General features: G+C 66.5%; 20 protein-coding genes. 12 read left to right on the top strand and 8 right to left on the bottom strand.

The genetic code is table 11. The annotated features are described in order from the left end of the window. Window positions 1-38: 38 nt before the first annotated feature. From ACQE2J_RS13540 to ACQE2J_RS13530, 3 genes are all read right to left on the bottom strand, one after another. Window positions 39-773, bottom strand: coding sequence for a phosphatase PAP2 family protein (locus ACQE2J_RS13540; protein ID WP_240689598.1), 735 nt, complete (start codon window positions 771-773; stop codon window positions 39-41). 68 nt (window positions 774-841) lie between these two features. Next, window positions 842-1510 (bottom strand): response regulator, encoded by a 669-nt coding sequence (locus ACQE2J_RS13535; protein ID WP_426936479.1) that lies wholly within the window; start codon window positions 1508-1510, stop codon window positions 842-844. Window positions 1511-1622: 112 nt separating this feature from the next. Beyond that, window positions 1623-2948 (bottom strand): sensor histidine kinase, encoded by a 1326-nt coding sequence (locus ACQE2J_RS13530; RefSeq protein WP_426936478.1) that lies wholly within the window; start codon window positions 2946-2948, stop codon window positions 1623-1625. Between the two features lie 158 nt (window positions 2949-3106). Between ACQE2J_RS13530 and ACQE2J_RS13525 the strand changes: the two genes are divergently transcribed. Beyond that, window positions 3107-3925 carry a DUF4352 domain-containing protein gene (locus ACQE2J_RS13525; RefSeq protein ID WP_426936477.1) on the top strand — a complete coding sequence of 273 codons (819 nt, stop codon included), beginning with the start codon at window positions 3107-3109 and terminating at the stop codon, window positions 3923-3925. Between the two features lie 66 nt (window positions 3926-3991). Here ACQE2J_RS13525 and ACQE2J_RS13520 read toward each other — a convergent pair whose 3' ends face one another. Next, on the bottom strand, window positions 3992-4783 hold the full coding sequence (locus ACQE2J_RS13520; RefSeq protein WP_426936476.1) for a fructosamine kinase family protein: 792 nt from the start codon (window positions 4781-4783) through the stop codon (window positions 3992-3994). Window positions 4784-4787: 4 nt separating this feature from the next. Next, a complete protein-coding gene (locus tag ACQE2J_RS13515; RefSeq protein ID WP_426936475.1) occupies window positions 4788-5555 on the bottom strand; it encodes a 3-keto-5-aminohexanoate cleavage protein in 768 nt (255 codons plus the stop codon). A 68-nt stretch (window positions 5556-5623) separates the two neighbouring features. Between ACQE2J_RS13515 and ACQE2J_RS13510 the strand changes: the two genes are divergently transcribed. From ACQE2J_RS13510 to ACQE2J_RS13490, 5 genes are all read left to right on the top strand, one after another. Next, a complete protein-coding gene (locus ACQE2J_RS13510; protein ID WP_135538039.1) occupies window positions 5624-6616 on the top strand; it encodes a zinc-dependent alcohol dehydrogenase in 993 nt (330 codons plus the stop codon). A 121-nt stretch (window positions 6617-6737) separates the two neighbouring features. Beyond that, window positions 6738-7121: a 6-pyruvoyl trahydropterin synthase family protein gene (locus ACQE2J_RS13505; RefSeq protein ID WP_135538041.1), complete on the top strand. Its 384-nt coding sequence runs from the start codon at window positions 6738-6740 to the stop codon at window positions 7119-7121. Beyond that, window positions 7118-8128: a glycosyltransferase gene (locus tag ACQE2J_RS13500; protein ID WP_135538043.1), complete on the top strand. Its 1011-nt coding sequence runs from the start codon at window positions 7118-7120 to the stop codon at window positions 8126-8128. Before ACQE2J_RS13505 ends, ACQE2J_RS13500 begins: the two co-directional genes overlap by 4 nt. Further along, entirely contained in the window at window positions 8125-9084 is a 960-nt protein-coding gene (locus ACQE2J_RS13495) for a class I SAM-dependent methyltransferase (protein WP_135538045.1), read from the top strand. Before ACQE2J_RS13500 ends, ACQE2J_RS13495 begins: the two co-directional genes overlap by 4 nt. Continuing rightward, window positions 9081-9947 (top strand): lysylphosphatidylglycerol synthase transmembrane domain-containing protein, encoded by an 867-nt coding sequence (locus ACQE2J_RS13490; RefSeq protein WP_135538047.1) that lies wholly within the window; start codon window positions 9081-9083, stop codon window positions 9945-9947. The genes ACQE2J_RS13495 and ACQE2J_RS13490 overlap by 4 nt, the downstream gene beginning before the upstream one ends. Here ACQE2J_RS13490 and ribA read toward each other — a convergent pair. After that, a complete protein-coding gene (ribA, locus tag ACQE2J_RS13485; RefSeq protein WP_135538049.1) occupies window positions 9865-11235 on the bottom strand; it encodes a GTP cyclohydrolase II RibA in 1371 nt (456 codons plus the stop codon). The two genes, ACQE2J_RS13490 and ribA, sit on opposite strands and share 83 nt — an antisense overlap. A 31-nt stretch (window positions 11236-11266) precedes the next feature. Beyond that, the gene (locus ACQE2J_RS13480) at window positions 11267-11995 is read right to left on the bottom strand and encodes a CDP-alcohol phosphatidyltransferase family protein (protein ID WP_167854353.1); all 729 of its coding nucleotides are present in this window, start codon (window positions 11993-11995) and stop codon (window positions 11267-11269) included. A 305-nt stretch (window positions 11996-12300) separates the two neighbouring features. Here ACQE2J_RS13480 and ACQE2J_RS13475 point away from each other — a divergent pair, with 305 nt between their 5' ends. The 3 genes from ACQE2J_RS13475 (at window position 12301) to ACQE2J_RS13465 (ending at window position 15314) form a co-directional block, all read left to right on the top strand. Further along, window positions 12301-12444 carry a GPGG-motif small membrane protein gene (locus tag ACQE2J_RS13475; protein WP_167854354.1) on the top strand — a complete coding sequence of 48 codons (144 nt, stop codon included), beginning with the start codon at window positions 12301-12303 and terminating at the stop codon, window positions 12442-12444. A gap of 100 nt (window positions 12445-12544) precedes the next feature. Beyond that, a complete protein-coding gene (locus ACQE2J_RS13470) occupies window positions 12545-13678 on the top strand; it encodes a formylglycine-generating enzyme family protein (RefSeq protein ID WP_346763072.1) in 1134 nt (377 codons plus the stop codon). Between the two features lie 130 nt (window positions 13679-13808). Then, on the top strand, window positions 13809-15314 hold the full coding sequence (locus ACQE2J_RS13465; protein WP_135538055.1) for an acetyl-CoA hydrolase/transferase family protein: 1506 nt from the start codon (window positions 13809-13811) through the stop codon (window positions 15312-15314). A 36-nt stretch (window positions 15315-15350) separates the two neighbouring features. Here the strand turns inward: ACQE2J_RS13465 and ACQE2J_RS13460 are convergent, their stop codons facing one another. Next, window positions 15351-16622: an SLC13 family permease gene (locus tag ACQE2J_RS13460; protein WP_135538057.1), complete on the bottom strand. Its 1272-nt coding sequence runs from the start codon at window positions 16620-16622 to the stop codon at window positions 15351-15353. Window positions 16623-17047: 425 nt separating this feature from the next. Between ACQE2J_RS13460 and ACQE2J_RS13455 the strand changes: the two genes are divergently transcribed. The 3 genes from ACQE2J_RS13455 to ACQE2J_RS13445 all read left to right on the top strand — a co-directional run bounded on the left by ACQE2J_RS13455 (window position 17048) and on the right by ACQE2J_RS13445 (window position 20438). Continuing rightward, window positions 17048-18415, top strand: a complete 1368-nt coding sequence (locus tag ACQE2J_RS13455) for a purine-cytosine permease family protein (protein ID WP_426936474.1) — start codon at window positions 17048-17050, stop codon at window positions 18413-18415. An 89-nt stretch (window positions 18416-18504) separates the two neighbouring features. Continuing rightward, the gene (locus ACQE2J_RS13450; protein WP_425120021.1) at window positions 18505-19767 is read left to right on the top strand and encodes a histidine kinase; all 1263 of its coding nucleotides are present in this window, start codon (window positions 18505-18507) and stop codon (window positions 19765-19767) included. After that, on the top strand, window positions 19764-20438 hold the full coding sequence (locus tag ACQE2J_RS13445; protein ID WP_426936473.1) for a response regulator: 675 nt from the start codon (window positions 19764-19766) through the stop codon (window positions 20436-20438). Before ACQE2J_RS13450 ends, ACQE2J_RS13445 begins: the two co-directional genes overlap by 4 nt. Window positions 20439-20476 lie beyond the last annotated feature (38 nt).

Raw genomic sequence — 20476 nt, 5'->3', positions numbered from 1 at the left:
TCGGGTTCGTCTGCGGGACGGCGGAACCTCGCGCCTCATCACGTCCGCAGGACGGGCCGTCGTCGGTCTGCCGCTATGAGGATGCGCAGGAAGAGTCCGCCCGCTAAGAGACCGCCGATGAGGTCGGTCGCCCAATGCCAGCCGAGAGCGAAGGACACCATGACGGAGTTCACGCTCACCGCAGCGACACCCCACCACAGCAGTCGCACGGTGCGGGTGGAGACGGTGCTGTAGGCACAGATGAGGTAGGCGACCGCGCCGTAGATGAGCACCGCCTCGGCGGCGTGTCCGGACGGGTAGCTGATTCCGCGCCCGCCGAGTCCGAGGAGACCGTCCTGGAAGAAGCGGGGGTCATGCAGCGTCGTCGCCGGTCGCGCGAGCAGGATCTTCATCGAACCGATGCCGAGATAGAAGGCCGCCTCAGTGGCGAGGGCGAAGAGGACCGGTCGCCACGACTGTCTCTTGCGCGACAGCACGATCGCGGTGATCGCGAGCACCGGCAGACAGACGGCCTGCCCGGCGATGGGATCGAGGATGTGCTGGAAGAACCAGACGAGATCGGGTTCGGCCAGGTAGAGCCACCGCCGGTTGAGTGTGTAGTCCCAGACGCGCAGGGGTCCGGCAGCGGCGGCCGTGACTGCAAGGAAGGCGATCGCGAGGGTCCAGATTGAGGTTGCTCGGGACAGCAGCCCCCGCACTCGAGTCTTCCAAGGACCACGATCTGTGGGGCTGCTGATCAGCTTCTCGGATTCGACATATGACTCAGCAACCATCAGCTACGAGTTTAGACGGCGTGGACAATCACTTCTGCTGTGGGTGATAAAGAAACGGTGAATTCTGCTCAGAATCCTCGGGCCCGGACGACCGTGGTCGCGACACGGACCCGATTGTCGGTGTCGAGTTTGATGTTGATCCTGTTGATATGGGTCTTCACCGTGGCCAGACTCATGAACGTCTCCTCTGCGATCTGCTGATTCGACAGGCCTTCTGCCACGAGTGCGGCGATCTCCCTTTCACGGTCGGTGAGTGCCGAGAGCAGAGTCGCGGCTTCTCGCTGCAGGCGACGGTCGGAGTCCGAGGTGATCTGGGCGATCACCTGGCGCATGGACTGCGGAGCGAGGATCGGTTCCCCGGCGTGGACCTTACGGACCGCGACAGCGAGTTCCACCGGGCCGATGTCCTTGAGCAGATAGCCCGCGGCTCCCGCCTCGAGTGCTCGGAAGAGATGGTCGTCGCTGTTCATGCTCGTCAGTGCCACCACTTTCGGCGCCCGCACGCTGTTGAGCAGTCGCTCAGTGGCTTCGATCCCGCCGATTCCCGGCATTCTGATGTCCATGAGGACGATATCGGGATAGTGGAGGGCCGCGGCCTCAACTGCTTCCTCACCGCTCATGGCCGAACCGACGACCTCGATATCGTCGGCCGCCTGCAGGATTCCTCGGATTCCGGTGATGACCATGGGGTCGTCATCGACGATCATGACGCGGATCGGAGAGACGGTGTGGTTCATGTGCGTCACACTACCCGAGACCCGTGACACGATTCGCTGTGCCTCGGGCGCCTGTGCCCCATCACGGCCTCGCGGAGGCGTGCGACGGGCGCGCGGGCCGCGAGGGCGCGGCTCAGGTCTGCGGCGGGAACGGCGGGAACGGCGGGAAGCTCACCACGACGTGGAACTCCTTACCGCGCACACCGATCGACGCTTCGCCTCCGAACATTTCGGTGCGTTCGCGGATGCCGACCAGCCCGGCTCCGGACCCGGTCGAAGCCAGCTGAGGCTCCAGCGCGTCCGGGGTGCGGATGAGGGGATTGGTCACCGAGATCTGCACACCGCCGGCGGCCGAGACTGCGATATCGACCGTCACCGGCGAGCCCGGTGCATGCTTCATCGCATTTGTCAGTGCCTCTTGAACGATGCGATAGACCGTCCGGTCGAGAGCCGGCGGGCAGGACTCGACGTCCTGGATGATGATGAGGGGACGGACGTGCGTTCCGGTGGACTGCACGGAGGCGATGAGCTGCGGCAGCGCGGTCATCGTCGCGCGGCTCGGCGGTGCCGAGGGTTCCTGCTGCGGTCGCGGATCGGACAGATTGCCCTCTCTGACGTCTCCCACCAAGTGGCGCAGATCCGCCAATGAGGCACGAGCCTCCTGCCGCAGAGCGGAGGCGGTCGACGCGACCTCAGGATCGGTCTGCGCCCCCACCTCCAGCGCGCCGCTGTGCAGTGAGATCACCGATAGGCGGTGGGAGAGGGTGTCGTGGAGTTCGCGTGCCAGCAGCTCTCGTTCGGACTGCCGGGCGATCTCGGCCGTGAGCGACTCATTGCGCAGAGCTTCACGCTGCGCGACCGATTCCACGGCTCTCATCCTCTTGGTCCGACGCAGAAGCGCACCGACTCCCAGCGCCGCCCCGAGACCGATGAGGCAGGCCGCAACCGTGATGATTCTGATCGCCAGGTGCGAATCGTCCGGCGGGATCGTGGCTTCGATGCCCGACACCTGCGCAGGGTCGGGCAGGAAGAAGATGCTGAAGGGATTGTACTCGGGCGGAGCCAGACACATCCTCACCGTGGCGAACACGACCAAGCCGGTGCCCACCGCCGAGGCAGTGATCGCCTGCCTCCTGGGTGCGCGGATGACGAGGTGGAAGACGGCGATGAGGAGGAGAAGCGCATCGCCCCAGGCTGCGGTGAGCAGGGCGCCTGCGATGAAGGGGCCCCACGGCCACCGGCGGCGGATGAACACCAGTGCCCACACCAGGAACAGCAGGAGGACCGCGACCAGCCCGGTGTCATTGAGCTCGCCCTCGGCGAACGCCCAGGAGTTGGCAGTCAGGGCCATCGACGAGGTGAGGATCCCGAAGAGATAGACAATGAGGCCGACGAGGAGGCTGCCGGCTATGCGCACGCCGCGAGGGATCGTCGGCGGAGGGACGGGATGTTCTGACACATATGAATCGTAACTGGGGCACTGACACACGTAGTCCACCATCGGGCTGGGGACGGTCAACCGTTCGGTCGGCAGACTCCAGCCCGAATGCGGACGTGCAGGACGGTCGAAGCGACGAGGCTGGAGAAGTCAGCCAGAAGCCGTCTCGAAGGAGCGTCATGTCCCAGCCGCAGAACCCCCAGAATTCCCCGCAGCAACCCCAGTCCTCGCAGCCTCAGTACCAGAATTCCCCGCAGTACCAGATCCCGCACAGCCCGCAGGGCCAGCCGGCGCCCCAGCCCCACGACCCGCAGCAGTGGGCGCCCGCACAGCATGCACCCGCATTTGGTGCCGGCGGCAACTACCCGCCGCAGCAGTCCGGCGGCTCCGCTCAGAAGCCGCCGAAGCCGAAGAAGCCACTGCTCAAACGCTGGTGGTTCTGGCTGCTCGTCATCATCGTCGTGATTGCGATCTTCAGCGCGCTCGGCGGTGGTGGAGACGAAACCACCACCGGTTCCTCGGCGGAGAACTCGGCCGATTCCGAGCAGTCCGGAAAATCCGCGGATGAGAAGGACGCGGACGAGCCTGCCGAGGATGCCGCGCACGGAGTCGGTGACACGGTGGCCGCCGACGATTGGGAGATCACCGTCGACTCCATCGAAGACGGTGTGTCGAAGGTCGGTGACGAGTATCTGGGTGCCGAAGCGCAGGGCCAGTTCGTGCAGATCGCACTGTCTGTGAAGAACACCGGATCGGAACCGGACTACTTCTTCGAAGACGACATCAAACTCGGCGATGACAACGGCAACACCTACTCGGCGGATTCCGAGGCCGGCATCTACGCCGCCGAGAACAACATCCTCTTCCTCGAAGAGATCAACCCCGGAAACACGGCGAAGGGCGTGCTCGTCTTCGACGTCCCCGAAGACGTCGACGCCGACCGTCTCACCTTCGCCGGCGGACTCTTCTCCGACCCGGTGGAGATCTCCCTGCAGTGACTCCTGGGTGCCGCGCGCCCGGCAAGCTGGGACCGGTTCGATCCGCGGCCGCGGATCGAACCGGTCCTAGTCGCGCAGGCGCCGCGCCCGTGCGGTGATCGACCGGGCCGCGTTCACAGTCTGGTCGAGGAAACCGCGTCCGAAGAGACGGACATGGGCGAGAAGCGCGAAGAAGCTGTGCGCCGGCAGATCCTCACGCCATCCCTCCGGCAGAGGATGAGCCTCCTCGTAGCCGGCGAAGATCTCCTCGAGGTGCGCAGTGCCGAAGAGGTCGAGCAGCGCCAGGTCCTCCAGCCGATGGCCGCCATGGGCGGCCGGATCGATGAGGGTGCCTCCCGCGGCCGTCCACAGGAGATTGCCTGACCACAGGTCGCCGTGGATTCGCGCAGGCTCCTCGACACCGTGACCGCAGATCCCGTCGAAGCTGCCCACGCCGATCGCCCACGCCGCCGAGGCGATCTCCGCTTCCTCCTCGCCGCTCAGCTCTCCTGAGAGGGACGACAGCAGCGGGAGGAGCCGTCGATCGGCCCAGAAATCAGCGAATGAGGACCCTGACTCGGTGCTCACCTCGAAAGGGGCATCGAGCGGACCGAAGAATGCCGAATCCGCCGGGGTCCACCCGAAGCCGGGAGCTCCCGCATCATGCAGCCCGGCCAGCTTGCGCCCGAATTCGCGTGCCACGGCAGCGCTCGGGGCGACCTCGCCGAGCCGTTCGAGCCGCAGGAAGTCCGCCCCGTGGTCGAGGACCTCGACGACGGGAACGACTCCGGGTTCGGCCAGCCACTGCAGACCGGCGGCCTCGGCGGCGAAGAAACCGGCCGGGGCGCCGGGACGCTGTTTGATGAAGTCGGAAGACATGGTCTCAGGGTAGTGGGTGGACGCGGGCTGACGAGCCGAGCTCGGCGAGGAGCCCGGCCGCGACGGAGACGAGAGCGCCATTGCCGGACGCCTGCGTGCCGTCGATGAGGACCGGGGTGTCCTCCAAACCGGTGCGGATGCCGTGCCCGCGGCGGATGGCTCGCGCATTGACGACCCAGGAGGCGATGCCCTCACCGTGATGGACCTGAGGCAGGTCGACGTCCGCCTCGGCGAGGACCCGTTCGATGGCCGCAGCCTGAGCCAGGGCCGCATCCGGGTCGGTCACGGTGGGCTCGACGAGCACCCGACGGCACCGGTCCGCCGCCCCCGAATCGACGAAGGCTGCCGCATCGCTGACACTGAGCAGACCCGCCTCGATTCCGACGCCGCGCCCGCTGAGCAGCGTGCACACCTCGCCGATCCCCGCTTCCCCCTGATTGGCGCTGACGAGGTCGGGCAGCTCGGTCCACTCGGTGATGAGGGCCAGCCGCTGCTGCGGATCGGGTTCGATCTCGGCCGCGGTACTCACGGAGATCGGAATCCCAGGGCAGGCGGCACGCACCGCGCGGATCGTGGTCGCGACCGCCGCAGCATCGAAGGTCTGCCGCCCCATCTCATCGAAGGGGTGGAAGTGGACCACCTGCGCACCGGATGCCACCGCGGCAGCCGCCTCGGCGGCGATCGTCTCCGGTGTGCGGGGAGTCACCGGATGGTCGCGATCACCGTTGACAGCGGCGTGCAGCAGCGGTTCGTTCGGGGCGTGTGCGCTCATCTGCCCACTGTCTCGCATTCCCAGCGGGGAGTACAGGCCTGGGGCGGGCTCACCTGTACGATCGGAGTATGGCTTGGCAGTACTGGACCGAAGCCGCCCGACGAGGGGCCTGGCGTGAGGTGCCGACCCCGCACGTCGACCCCGATGCGGCGGCACAGCTGCGGATCCGCACCACCGCCTCGGCGGTGTCGAAGGGCACGGAGACACTCGTCCACACCGGGCGGATCCCCGACCGGGTCACCGCTCTGATGCGCGCACCCCACCAGATCGGGGACTTTCCATTCCCCGTCTCCTACGGGTATCTCAGTGTCGGCATCGTCGACGAAGGACCCTCGGACTGGATCGGCCGCCGGGTGTTCGGTCTCCTGCCGCACCACAGCCACCACATCGTCACGGTCGACGACGTCCACGAGATCCCTGACGGCGTCGATGACCACCGCGCACTGCTGGCCGGGGCAGTGGAGACCGGGATCAACATCCTCTGGCAGCAGCCCCCGCGCTTCTCCGACCGGCTCAGCATCATCGGCGCCGGAATGATCGGCGCCTCCACCGCGCTCCTGGCATCTCGGATGCCCTTGGAACGTCTCGAAGTCATCGACGTCAATCCCGACCGCCGCGCAATGCTCGAGTCCCTGGGACTGTGCGCCCTGGCTCCCGAGGAGGCCTCGGTCGACAGCGACATCGTCATCCACACCTCCGGCCACGAAGCCGGACTCACGCGCGGGCTCGAGATCACCGGCGACGACGGCACCCTCGTCGAAGCCTCCTGGTACGGTTCGTCCAGCCCGACGGTGCCGCTCGGCGCGGACTTCCACGCCCGCCGGCTGACCATCATCGCCTCCCAAGTCGGAGAGGTGGCGGCCGGACACCGGGCTCGTCGTACCCGCGGGCAGAGGCTGCAGGCAGCACTGAGGGCCCTGGCCGATGACCGGTTCGACGCCCTCATCACCGGCACATCCGCGTGGCAGGAGCTGCCCGGGATCATCGACGAACTCGCCTCAGACGGCCACCTCGCCGCCGACACCCTGTGCCACATCATCGACTATCCTCAGCCCGGTTGAGCACCCGACGACCGGCCCCACCGGCCGGCCCATCGACCGGCCCACCGGCCGGCCGATCGACCGGCCGGGAACCGACCGCGACCGCACGCAACGAAGTGACCGCAGCGACAAGGAGACACCGATGTTCAGCCTCACCGTCAACGATCACGTGATGATCGCCCACAGCCTGCCCAACGAGTTCTTCGGCCCCGCCCAGGCCATGCACGGCGCCACGCTTGCCGTCGAGGCCACGTTCTCCCGGGAGAACCTCGACGAACATGCGGTCGTGCTCGACATCGGGGAGGCGATGAGCCTGCTCGATGCGGCCCTGACACCGCTGCGTTATGCGAACCTCGATGAGCATCCGGACTTCCGCGGTCGCCTGAGCACCACCGAAACCGTCGCCCAGTACATCGCCGACCGCCTCGCCGACTCCCTGAGCGGCCGTCCCCATATCGGCATCCGCGTCGATCTGCAGGAGAATCCGCGGGCATCCGTCACCTACACCGTGCCCGACCGCCCATGACCCTCCACCTCATCGAGCCCGTCCTCGGCCGCATCAGCGGGGGACTGGCGTTCAACCGGGCGCTGACCGAGGCATCCGAACGACGGATCGTTCGCCACCCCGTGCCCGGCGACTGGACCCGACCGGGAGAGGCGGAAGCGGCCGCGGTCGCCGACGCCATCCGCGCGGGGGCCGGGCCGATCCTCCTCGACGGTCTCATCGCCGTCGGACTGCCCGGAATCGTCGAATCGGCCGGTTCCGGTCACCCGCCCCGACCGGTGCATGTGATCGTCCATTCCCTGGCCGGAGACAGTCCGGAACCATCGGCAGAGGCCGAGCGGGAGCGACGTGCGCTCTCATCCGCGGCCGGTGTGGTCGCGACCAGCCGTTTCACCGCAGCGCGGCTGTCTTCGCGTTATGGGATCCGCGCCGAGGTGGCCCGACCAGGCAACCGGGTGCGTGCCCAGTCGGTCGGTGAGACCGGAGAGCACCTCCTGTGCATCGGAGCGATCACCCCGAACAAGGGCCAGCTGCTCCTCGCCGAGGCGCTGTGTGACCTCGGCGAGACTCCCCTCGACTGGCGCTGCAGCTTCGCCGGCCCCGTCGCCGACTCCGCCTACGAACAGCGGCTGCGCACCGCGTGCACGCTTCTGCCCACACACAGCACCGAGATCCTCGGTGAGCTGCCCGCTCCTGACATCGACGCGCTCCTCGGCCGAGCCGATCTTCTGCTGCTGCCCTCGCGAGCGGAAGCCTACGGGATGGTCGTCGCCGAGGCGGCCGCGGCCGGTGTCCCAGCATTCGTCACTGCCGGCACCGGTGCCGAAGAGCCTCTGCAGGCGGGCATCGCCCTCCCGCACGAACCCGCTGCCTGGACCCGGGCCCTGCACCGGTGGGCCGAAGACTCGCAGTTCCGGACACGCCTGCAGTCCGAGGCACGCGACCAACGGACACAAGCGGTGCGCAACTGGGCAGAGACCGTCGACGAGGTGATGGCCGCGGTGTCGACCCCCGGAGGAGACCCATGACCGCGGCCGATGCCGACTGGCTGGACCTGCGCGTCCCCGTCGACGACGCAGCCAAACAGCAGTCCCTGCATCTGCTCGACCACGCGGTGAGGGTGCTCACCCCGGCCTCGGCAGATGCAGCCCCGGCTTCGGCCGACGCGGCTCCAACGGATGCCGTCTCACCCGGTGCTGCCCCACCGGACGGCGATCACGAGCCGCTGCTCGTCATCGACATCGGGGCGGGCACCGGGAACTCGGCCCGATGGTTCGACGACCGACTGCGCGAACGCATGCCCGGCCGCGAGCTCGACTGGGTCTTCATCGACGCTGATCAGGCTTCCCTCGACCAGGCGGTTCGAACCATGCCGAAGGCCTCAGCGATCTGCGCTCAGATCTCCGAGTTGCCCGCCCTCACCGCCGACCTCCTCAACACCGCCGAGGCCGGCACCGCCGGTTCCCCAGCTTCAGGGAACGGCGAATCCGGCGCACCGCGACTGCTGCTCACCTGCAGCGCGGTACTCGATGTGCTCACCCGCTCCGACCTGGAGACGATCAGCGACACGCTCGTTCGCTTCCGCGGCATCGGGCTCTTCCTCCTCAGCATCACCGGCGGGTGGACCCTTGACCCGCCCCATCAGCACGACACGATCCTGAACGACGCGTTCACCGCCCACCAGCACCGCTACGGCAGACTCGGCTGCGATGCACCGGAGGCCCTGGCCCGTCTGGCAGCGGATCGCGAAGCGACGATCACGTCCGGGCAGAGCCCCTGGCTGCTGCACGCCCCACACGATCATGAGTTCCTCACCCGCTTCCTCAGCGAACGCATCGACGCTGCCATCGGCGCTTCCCCGCACCTGGCGCAGACAGGCCGGGACTGGCTCACCGCACGGCACTCTCAACTCCGTACCGGCCTGAGTGTGCGAGTCGACCACGCGGACCTCCTCATCGACGCGAGCGGAACCCACCGACCGTGACCTGGACCAAGAGGATCCTCATGGTCCTCATCACCGTCGCCCTGCTCCTGCTGACAGCGCGCGTCGTCGGTGCCCAAGCGCTTCTCGACGGATGGAGAGTGCTCAATGTCTGGACGGTTCCGACGGCACTGGCCTGCGGGTTCGTCATGACCGGGGCCCAGGCTCTGCGCTGGAAGCTGCTCCTGTCATTCAAAGGCACCGACATCGCCTGGCCCACGGCGCTCGCCGACTGCTATTCCTCGAGTCTGCTCAACATGGTGCTGCCCGGCGGACTCGGCGGCGATCTCGCACGCGTCGCGGTCTACCGACGCACCGGGCCCCGCAGATGGCTGTCCCCACTCACCGCCGTCGGCGCCGAACGGCTGAGCACGACGACTCTGCTCTTCGCAACCGCCTCGGTGAGCCTCATCGGAATCTCACCGTCCCTGGCAGGGGCAGCCGCAGCCGTCTCTGCGGCGACACTGGCGATCTCCGTGCTCGGGATGAGGGGGATGGACTGGCGTCTCGGAGTCATCGTGTGGGCATCATCGGCGCTGGGCATGCTCGCACTCTTCCTCCTCTTCCTCAGCGCCATGGTTGCGCTCGGAGGACCGGTGGTGCCGGTGCTCGCCGTCGTCGGTCTCGCCGCCATGAGCATCCCCATCGGCGTCGGCGGCTGGGGTGTGCGAGAACTGGCGATGAGTCTCATCGCCGGCGGGGTCGCAGTCTCGATGGAGACCGCAGCGACCGCGGCGACCGGCTACGGCCTGCTCGCGATGATCTCCACTCTGCCCGGACTGTTCACGGTGTGGACGGCGGGCAGGAACCGGTCCGCACCGGCCGAATCGGATCGTGCTGGGAATGATCGAGCGCGGCAGGACTGAGCAGGTACTCGGTGCAGATGTCCTCACCGAACTCCAGGCGACGGAACGGGGTGCGCAGCGCCTGCGCCATCACCTCAGAACCCTGGAAGCGAATGCCGGGCACACCGTCTCCGATGAAGACCGGTGCGGTGGTGAGGAACAGCCGGTCGAGGACACCGGCGGTGAGGAAACTCGACACGGTGCGGCCGCCGCCTTCGATGAGGAGGGACCCGTCGACCTCGTCGCGGATGAGGGAGACGACCGTGCGGGGATCCACAGGCTCACCGGCTGCGGCCGGCGGCAGGCGGAGAACCCTCACATGAGCGGCGATGCCGGGCGGTACGGCCGCCTCGGTGCCGATCATCCACAGCGTCGGGGTCGGGCCGGTCGCCAACACCGTGGCGGTGGCAGGCACCCGCGCGTGGGGGTCGAGGACGACGCGGACGGGATTCTCACCCTCGACCGCCCGCACCGTCAGCTGCGGATCATCGGCGATGACGGTCCGTGCGCCGACGAGGACAGCGCCGACACTGGCGCGGATGCGATGGAGATGGGTGCGGTCTGCCTGCCCGGACACGAAGCGGGCATCGCCGGTGCTCGTGGCGATGAAACCGTCCTGACTCTGGGCCAACTGGGCCACGACCTCGACCTCGTTCACCAGAGTGACATAGACATCGCCCGAGCCGGCGGACTCGGGCGGGAGATCATGGTTCATCCGCTGCCGCTTGCTGGTCAGGTACGCCCTGTTCTCGGGCCGGTCCTCCACCGGCAGTCGAACCCGGGAGACGACCTCGATGCCGGCGGCTTCGAGCGCATCCTGTTTGCTCGGATTCGAACTGAGCAGGCGCACGCGGGGACAGCCGAGGTCGGTGAGGATCGCAGCGGCAGCGGAATAGTCCCGGGCATCATCGGGCAGGCCCAGGGCCCGGTTGGCGCTGACCGTGTCGAGTCCTCCGTCCTGCAGGGCGTAGGCCTCGAGCTTGGCGGCCAGACCGATTCCGCGTCCTTCGTGTTCGGACATGTAGATGATGATCCCGGTGCCGGCCTCGGCGATGGCGGCCAAAGCGGCCTCCAGCTGGTCACCGCAGTCGCAGCGATGAGAGCCGAGCGCATCCCCGGTCAGACATTCGCTGTGGACGCGGGTCAGAGGAGCACCTTCGGACTCTGGGGAACCCATGCTCAGCACGGCATGAGCGATGCCGCAGTGAGTGAATGAGCGGATGGTGAAGACCCCGTGCTTCGTCGGCAGCGAACTGGGCGGTCCCGCCAGAAGCCTGGTCGTGCCGGTGCGGCCATGCATCGAAGCCATGGTTGCAGTATAGGCAGGTTGCCTGCGGTGATCAGGGATGCCGACCCGGTCCAGCAGCGTCGTGAACAGCAGAGTGGTGGCGTTCGAGCCAGACGATGTCACGCCCGAACGACCAGCTCAGCGCCGTCACAGCAGCACCCGCACAGGCGAAGCCGAACCATGGATGGGCCTGCGCCGGGGGAGAGCCCGCTGCGATGAGCAGAATGCCCTGCGCCGCTGCCACGACCTTGCGCATCCGCGAATACGGAAGCTTCTGCTGCCATTGCGTGCGCACGGCAGTGATCGCAGTGAACACGTAGTAGTACAGTCCCGGCAGCACCGTCCACACACCCCACAGCGGGATGAGGGCGAGGGAGAAGAGGAGGACGAACAGGGCATCGACGGTCTCATCGAAGGCCGCTCCCGCCTCGGTGGCCCGGGTGCGGCGGGCGATGTACCCGTCGAGGGCGTCGAGCGCCAGCGCCGCGGACCCGACGGCCACAGCAGACCAGCTCAAGCCGGGACCATCGGTGAGGAGCAGAGAGACGCAGACGACGGCGAGTCCCAAGCGCGTGGCCGTGACCGCGTCGGCGGGGGTCCACGGCGCACCGCGGCGCAGGCGGGCGACGCCGCCGATGGCCAGGACCGCCAGTGCCGCAAGTCCGCAGAGCAGAGACGGCTCGATGAGTGCGGCGACGATCACCGAGGCGGCCAGCAGCGACCACGGCAGAGGACCGTCCACGACGGCATCGGCACCGGTCGTCGTCCGTGTCCGCAGCACCGTCGTCCCCGTTCTCGTCTGGCGTTCGCCCGTCGGTTCGACCCAGACACTGCGGTCGCAGATTGCGATCGCCCGGGCAGGCTGTCCGTTCTCACCCTAGACGATGGGATGACCCGAATCGGCGCTGCCGAAACGATTGCCGGAGGAGACCGGACCGGTCATTCGCCGGTCACGGCTCAGACACACGACGATCACTGTCGAATGCGACACGGCGTGTTGCCGAAGAGGGGCTGGGCAAGCGTGCTGTGCCGTGTCAGGATGGACGAACCTCGAATGAGGTGTTTCAACAGAACTAGGAGCTCATCATGGCTTTCATCCTCTGGATCATCGCAGCGATCCTCGTCATCTCCGGCATCTTCGCGATCTTCCGCAAACAGCTGCTGTGGGGCATCGTCCTCATCGTCGTCGGCTGCCTCGTCGGCCCCGGCGGAGTCAGCGTCTTCACCTGAGTCGCACACGTCGGACTGTCCCCGGCACCGACTGAAGTCATAGGGTGATCCCAGAACCTGCACCATGTCGGCAGGACCAGAGCGAAAGGGGCACTCACACGTGACGAAGAGCGGAGACCCGCAGGCGGCCGGGGACCGGGTCATCACCCGGGACCCCAGTGCTGCCGAGGAATCGAACGGGGCCGGGGAGCCGAGCGGGCACGCATGCTGTGCCCCAGCCGCCACCCGTCGCGTCCCCGGCACGAACGCCGAGGCGACCGCTCCGTCCGACACAGATGTGGACTCCGCGGCCCGCCATGAGGAGCCCGCACCGGGCGAGGCCCTCGGTGAAATTCGGGGCAGCACCCCAGCTGCGTTCGCCGGGTTCGCCTTCGATTTCGTCAGCGCCGGAGGCGACTTCGACATGGGGGACCCCTACGGCGACGGCCACCCGGCAGACGGGGAGGGCCCGCGCCACAGGGTGAGTCTCAGCGCATTCGCCATCGCCACGACGAGCGTGACGAACGACGATTTCGCCAGGTTCGTCGCCGACACCGGATTCACCACCACAGCTGAGCGTCTGGGCACCTCGGCCGTGTTCGCGATGCTGCTCGAATCGAACCCGCAGGCACACAGCCACGTTCTCGGACAGGCCCCGGGCGTGCCCTGGTGGGTCGAAGTCTCCGGAGCGCACTGGGCGGCACCCGAGGGCCCCGGATCATCGATCGAGGGCCGTGGTGATCATCCCGTCGTCCAGATCAGCTGGGACGACGCACAAGCGTACTGCGCCTGGTCGGAGACTCGACTGCCGACCGAGGCCGAATGGGAATGCGCCGCCCGCGGCGGACTCAAGGGCCGACGCTACCCCTGGGGAAACCGTCTGCTCGTGGACGGACAGTGGAACTGCAACATCTGGCAGGGTGATTTCCCCCGCACGAACACCCTCGACGACGGGTTCATCGGCACTGCTCCGGCCCGCCATTACGAACCCAACGGGCTGGGCGTATTCAACACCGTCGGCAACGTCTGGGAATGGTGTGCCGACTGGTTCGAACGCGACTACTATCGGCGCTCGCCCCAGACCGATCCCCAAGGTCCCGAGACGGGGGAGAAGCGGGTCATGCGCGGAGGCTCGTTCCTCTGCCACGACTCATACTGCAACCGCTACCGAGTCGCAGCGAGGTCATCGAACACCCCGGACTCCTCGGCCTCGAACATCGGGTTCCGGGTGGTGCGCGACATCGATTCGGTCTGAGCGCCCGGCATCGGCACAAGCTGAGCGGCGAACAACGCCCCCTGCCGCCGGGCACCGGCTTCGGTCCCTCCCAGGCAGTAGGAACGACCTCGGCGACGGCCGCGGGAGTGCGCCCGATAGACTGCAGGCCATGTCGAGAATCACCTGCCCCGAACTGAGCACGAAGACCGTCCCCGCTGAGACCGCCGCCCGTCATATCGACAACGGCCAGCGCGTGGCGATGAGCGGATTCACCGGTTCGGGCTATCCGAAGGCGGTGCCCGCAGCGGTGGCCGACCGGGCACGTGCCGCGCATGAACGCGGAGACGACTTCAGGATCGAACTGTGGACGGGCGCCTCGACGGCCCCGGAGCTCGACGGAGTGCTCGCCGAGGCGCAGGCGGTGAGCAAACGACTGCCCTTCCAGTCCGATCCGGCCATGCGTGCGGCGATCAACTCCGGTGACACGGCCTATGTCGACACCCATCTCAGCCACTCCGCCCAGCAGGCCTGGTTCGGGTTCTACGGCAACCTCGATGTCGCGGTCGTCGAAGTCGCGGCGATTCTGCCCAACGGAATGCTCGTGCCCGGCAGCTCCGTGGGCAATTCGAAGACCTGGCTCGACCTGGCCGACAAAGTCATCCTCGAAGTCAACGACTGGCATCCACGCGGATACGAAGGCTTCCACGACGTCTACTACGGCACCCGCCGCCCGCCCGAGCGGCTGCCCATCCAGCTGCTCGAGCCCATGCAGCGCATCGGCGACCCGTACCTGCGCGTCGACCCGGCAAAGGTCGTCGCCGTCGTCGAGACGAATGCGCCCGACCGCAACCTGCCCTTCAAACCCGCGGACGAGGATTCGAAGGCGATCGCCAGCCATCTTGTGGACTTCCTCCGCCATGAGATCGCCGCTGACCGACTGCCGCCGGAGCTGCTGCCGCTGCAGTCGGGAGTGGGCAATGTCGCCAATGCTGTGATGGGCAACCTCGCCGACAGCGAATTCGAGGGTCTGACCGCCTATACCGAGGTCATTCAGGATGGAATGCTCGACCTCATCGACAGCGGCAGACTCGCCTCGGTATCGGCGACGGCGTTCTCCCTGTCCGCCGAGCGAGCCGCGGAATTCAACGAGAAGATCGAATCGTACAAGGGGCGCATCCTCCTGCGCACCCAGGAGATGTCGAATCATCCCGAAGCCATCCGCCGCCTCGGCATCATCGCGATCAACGGGATGGTCGAAGCCGACATCTACGGCAACGTGAACTCCACACACGTGAGCGGTTCGTCGATCATCAACGGCATCGGCGGGTCCGGCGACTTCGCCCGCAACGCCTACCTCAACTTCTTCGTGTCGAACTCCCAAGCCAAGGGCGGGGCGATCACCGCGATCGTGCCGTTCGCCAGCCACATCGACCACACCGAACACGACACTCAGATCCTCGTGACCGAACAGGGGCTGGCGGATCTGCGCGGGCTTCCACCGGTCGCACGGGCGCGCAGGATCATCGACAGCTGCGCCCACCCGGATTATCGTGACCGGCTCACCGACTACCTCGATCGGGCGATCGTCGCGAACCCGACGGGGCGGCACACTCCGCATATCCTCGGCGAGGCTCTGTCCTGGCACGAGAAGTTCCAGACGAGCGGGCACATGTAGGCCGGCGTATCGGTCCCCTCCGACGAGGGGCCGATATCAGCTGCCGATCGCCGTCGGCACGGCTGCGACTGCCCACGCCAGACCGGGCCCGATGAGGCACATGAGTCCGGCGTAGCCGATCATCTGCTTGTAGTAGTGGTCGCGAATGCTCGAATGGACGTTGGCCAGCAGCATCGCGCCGTTCGTGGAGAACGGGCTGATGTCGACGATCGTTGCGGAAATCGCAAGAGCCGCGACAAAACCGCCGACGTGGACCTCGCCTGATTCCAGAAACGGCACAGCAAGGGCAATGACGACCCCGATGATGGCCAGAGACGAAGCCAGGGCCGAAATCAGGCCCGACATATAGAACAGGAGCAGTGCCGCCAGGAGCGGCACGCCGATCGCCGAAATGCCAGCGGACACCCATTCGACGGTGCCGGCCTCCTGCAGCACTTCGATATAGGTGAGCACACCGCAGATGAGAATGACGATCGGCCAGGACACTCGCGTCATCGCGGCTTTGCCTGCGGCCGGATCGATGGCAGCGAGTGCAATCGAGATCGTGATCGTCACGAGTCCGACGTCCCAGCCGAAGACGATCACGGCCAGAGCCATCGCGGTGAGCCCGATCAGCGTCGGAATCTGGGAACGTGTCAGTCGGGTGGTCGGATCGACAACCGTCTGCGCGGTGGAATCAGCCTGGTTCAGGGCGTCGTCTGCCTCCGCGCGCAATCCCGGCCTGCGCCGGAGGACGAGGAAGACGACCACGGCAAAGGCGACGTTGAAAGCCAGTGGGGCAAGGAACAAGGACAGCGGTGTGGCAGTGAGCCCGTTCTTCGCCAGATAGTCGTTGATGAAAATGCCGTAGACGCTGATCGGGGAGAAGGCCCCTGCCAATGCCCCATGCACGACGAGCAGACCGACCATGAACTGATTGATCCGATGCCGGCGTGCGAAGGACAGCGCCAAAGGAGCAATGATGGCTACGGCGAAGAGCGCCCCGAGGGAGATGAGGATCGCAGTGAGCGCGAAGAAGATCCACGGCATGAAACCGACGCGCCCACCGACGAGCTTCACACACCAGTGAACGATCACTTCGATGGCTCCATTGTTCTGCGCGAAGCCGAAGAGGTAGGTCAAGCCCACGAGGGTGAGAAACAGGTCGACGGGAAAACCGGCAAGGAATTCCTCAGGGGCCTGATGCAGGACGAGGCCGCCGACTCCAGCCGCTGCGATGAATCCGAGGAAGCCCATATTGATGTCCCTCCACGTTCCGATGACGAACATCAATCCGAGGACGACCACGCAGATCAGTTCTGGACTCATAGACTCAGCTTCTCCTTCGATCTTCAGCCGGCGAGGGCCGTCCGTCGCCGGGCACCCGGCTCAAATTAGTACATGTCACCTGGCGCGAACATCCATATTCGCCATGTGAACTCATCACGCCAGCTCGGAGGCGGTGCTGCAGCTTTTGAATCACCACTGTGGACAATCAGGAGCCGAATTCATACACGACGGATAGTGCGGTCGATCACAAACTCGTTAGTGTGGCAGTCAGCCTCATCCGAACGTGCGTGAGACCCACCGGATCCGCGCGCTGTCCACTGTCCCTCCGCCTGCGAAAGGTCGCCGTCGACCATGAACGAATCCACACCGGCCTGCGCCGACCGCCGGGACCATGGCCACACAGAACCTCACGAGCACGATGTGCTCACGACGGTCTCGGCCACCGGCACCGAGGAGGCTGCACAGTGAGCTGGTACCGCCGACTCGAGAACCGCCTGGAGACCGGGCAGGATTCCGGTGTCATCCGCGGCACCCTGAGCGGGAGACGGATGTTCATGATCTGGCTGGCCGCGAACCTCGTCGTGACCACGATGCTCACCGGCACGCTGTTCGTCCCCGGCGTCGACTTCTCCACCGCGGTCGTCGTCATCGTCCTCGGCACGGTCCTCGGCACGATCGTGCTCACCCTCATCGGCAACATCGGCACCCGCACCGGGCTCGCCACTATGGCGATCACCCGCGGAGCCTTCGGCGCCAAGGGCAGCTATCTGCCGGTGGCGGCGAATGTCATCATCCTCATGGGGTGGAGCTGGGTGCAGGCCATGCTCGCAGGAATCAGCGTCGACTACGTCGTCGCTCAGACCACGGGATTCTCGAACCCGATCCTCTTCTCCGTCCTCTGTCAGGCGCTCGTCGTGGGCCTGGCGATCCTCGGGCACGAAGGCATCGAGAAGGCCGAGCCCTGGTTCGCCCTCCTCATCCTCCTCGTCATGGCCTATGTGTTCGCTGTCGCGTTCACCGGCCATTCGACCGCAGAGTATCTGCAGATCGAGAAGGACCCGGGCCTCGGCTTCACCCCGGTCCTCGCCCTGGACATCGTCATCTCCACCGCGATCTCATGGACCGTGCTCTCCGGCGACCTCAACCGCTTGGCCGGCAGTCAGCGCTCGGGGATCGTCGGTTCGGGACTCGGCTACATCACCTCGACCGTGTTGGCAATGCTCCTCGGCCTCACGGCCTTCACCTTCATCCTCATCGACGAGGGTGCGCCGGCACCCTTCGACCCCACGGCGCTCGCCGAAGAGTTCGGATGGGCCCTGGCGATCGTCATCTTCCTGTCCGTGATGGCGACGAACACCATGGTGGTCTACGGAATGGTCAACTCCGTCGTCGGAGCGCAACGCAGGACGAAGCTGAAGTTCCTGCCGGTGGCACTCATCCTCGGCGCGATCTCGGTGATCGGGTCGACCTGGCTGGCGCTGCTCGACCAGTACACGGACTTCCTCACCATGATCGGCGCCTTCTTCGTCCCCGTGTTCGCGATCCTCATCGTCGACTACTACATCATCAAACGCGGGGTCTACACCCGGGACATCCTCCGCGACTCCGGGGGACTCTACGCCTATGCCCGCGGAATCAACTGGGTCGCCGTCGGCGTGTGGGTCATCGGCGCGTGCGTGTCCTACCTGCTCACCTACGTCTTTCCGAGTCCGACCGGGGCGACCATCCCATCGTTCTTCATCTCGTTCCTCCTCTACCTCGGACTGTCATGGTCGAGTCGCGCCCGGTTCGCCGGCGCCGAGGCGGGACACCTGGCACGCATCAGCGGCTGAGGTCCGCTGTTTGCTATTGTCTGTGACAAGAGCGCGCCAGGTTCGCTGATCACAGCAGTCGACCGGAAGCACGGAGGGAGCCGCTGCCTATGGTCGTCAACCAGATGTTCGGTCGGTTCCTGCCCGCGAACCGCCGGCTCAACCCTGCGGCTCTGGGATGGATCGCCGTCGTCATCACCGCGATCGGCATGGTCGCCATCGAATCCTCGATCGCGGTCGGCATCTACGAAGCGCCCGTGGCCCTGGCCTTCGGCCTCAGCCTCATCCATGCCGGCACGATGCCGTTGTCGATGCTCCGTCCGCTCTTCGGGGCCATCCTCTCGTCCTTCGCCTGCGCCGCCCTGCCGCTGGTCGCGTCCCACATCTCCGGAGCTCCCTGGCCATGGATGGTGCCCGCGCTGATCACGCAGATCCTCGTCATCCTCATCATCGGTCTGCGCGCGCACTGGGGCATCGCTCTCTCCGCCGTGCTCGGCAGCATCGGCGCATCCGTCCTGGCTGTGGTGATCGGGCGCTGGCTGTTTGGCCACGAATCCTCCGATTCCGCGATCATCAACATCATGATCTACGCCTGCATCGCCGGGGGAATCTACGTCGCGGCCGTGGTCGTTCAGCAGTGGAATCTCATCCGCTCCCAACTCCTGCAGGAGCAGGAGAACACGGCAGCAGAGCACTCGAAGCGCGTCACCATCGAGGAGAAGGCCCGGATCGCCCGCGAGCTGCACGACATCGTCGCCCACAGCATGTCCATCATCAACATCCAAGCCTCCAGTGCACCATTCCGCCATCCCGGCATCGACGCGGACGTGACAAAGGAATTCGAAGACATCTCGACCTCGGCCCGTGCTGCGCTGACCGAGATGCGCGGTCTGCTCAGCGTGCTGCGCAATGATGATTCGACCCACGAGCTCGCCCCGCAGCCGAAACTCTCCGACGTCGAGGCCCTCGTCGACCATGCCCGTCACGCCGGGGTCCACGTATCCCTCGAACGCAGCGGAGAACCGGTCGAGGCTCAGCTGCGCGAAAGCACCGGACTCGCCGGTTATCGCATCATCCAAGAAGCGCTGAGCAACGCCATCCGGCACGCTCGGAACTCGCACATCACCATTCGCATCGGCAGCGGCGGCGGTGCGGTGCGGATATCGGTGACCAACACTCGGGGCGACGGTCCCAGCGAGGTCGCCCAGCACGAATCGCACCGCGGGCAGGGACTGGTGGGGATGCGCGAACGCGCCGGCTCCGTCGGCGGCGAGATCCGCAGCGGCGAAACCGGCACGGGCGGGTTCGAAGTGGAAGCGGTGCTGCCCCTGAGCCTGACCGAACCCCAATCGAAGAGAGACGAGCGCGCATGATCCGCATCATCATCGCCGATGACCAGGCCATGGTCAGGGCGGGGTTCGCAGCGCTGCTCGACGCCCACCCCGACCTCGATGTCGTCGGCCAGGCCCAAGACGGTCGCGAATGCGTGGCGCTGGTTGCCGAGCAGCGGCCGGACATCGTCCTCATGGACGTGCGGATGCCGACGATGGACGGCATCGAAGCGACCCGGACGATCGTCGCGGATTCCCCGGCCACCTCGGCGACGGGACCGCGGATCATCATGCTCACCACCTTCGACATCGACGACTACGTCTTCGATGCGATACGGGCCGGCGCCAGCGGATTCCTGCTCAAGGACGCTCCACCCGATGAACTCGCCGAGGCAGTCCGCATCGTCGCCTCCGGCGAGGGCCTGCTCGCCCCGAGCGTGACGAAACGGGTCATCGAACACTTCGCAACGATCCCACAGACGCCTCAGCCGCCGAACCTCGCAGAACTGCCGGACCTGACCGATCGCGAGCGGGAGATCCTCGTGCGTGTCGCCCGCGGGGAATCCAATACCGAGATCGCCGGTGCACTCGTCATCGCCGTGCAGACCGTGAAGACGCACGTCTCCCGCATCCTGTACAAACTCGACGCTCGCGACCGGGCCCAGGCCGTCATCGCAGCCTACGAATCAGGTCTCGTCGTTCCCGGCAGCTGAGTCCGAGTTCCGAGGTTCCACAGTCCCCTGCTGTCACC

This window comes from Brevibacterium sp. LE-L (assembly GCF_050214925.1).
Classification (GTDB): Bacteria; Actinomycetota; Actinomycetes; order Actinomycetales; family Brevibacteriaceae; genus Brevibacterium.
Note: the sequence above shows the minus strand (reverse complement) of the source record. Positions and strands in the feature narration are given on the sequence as shown.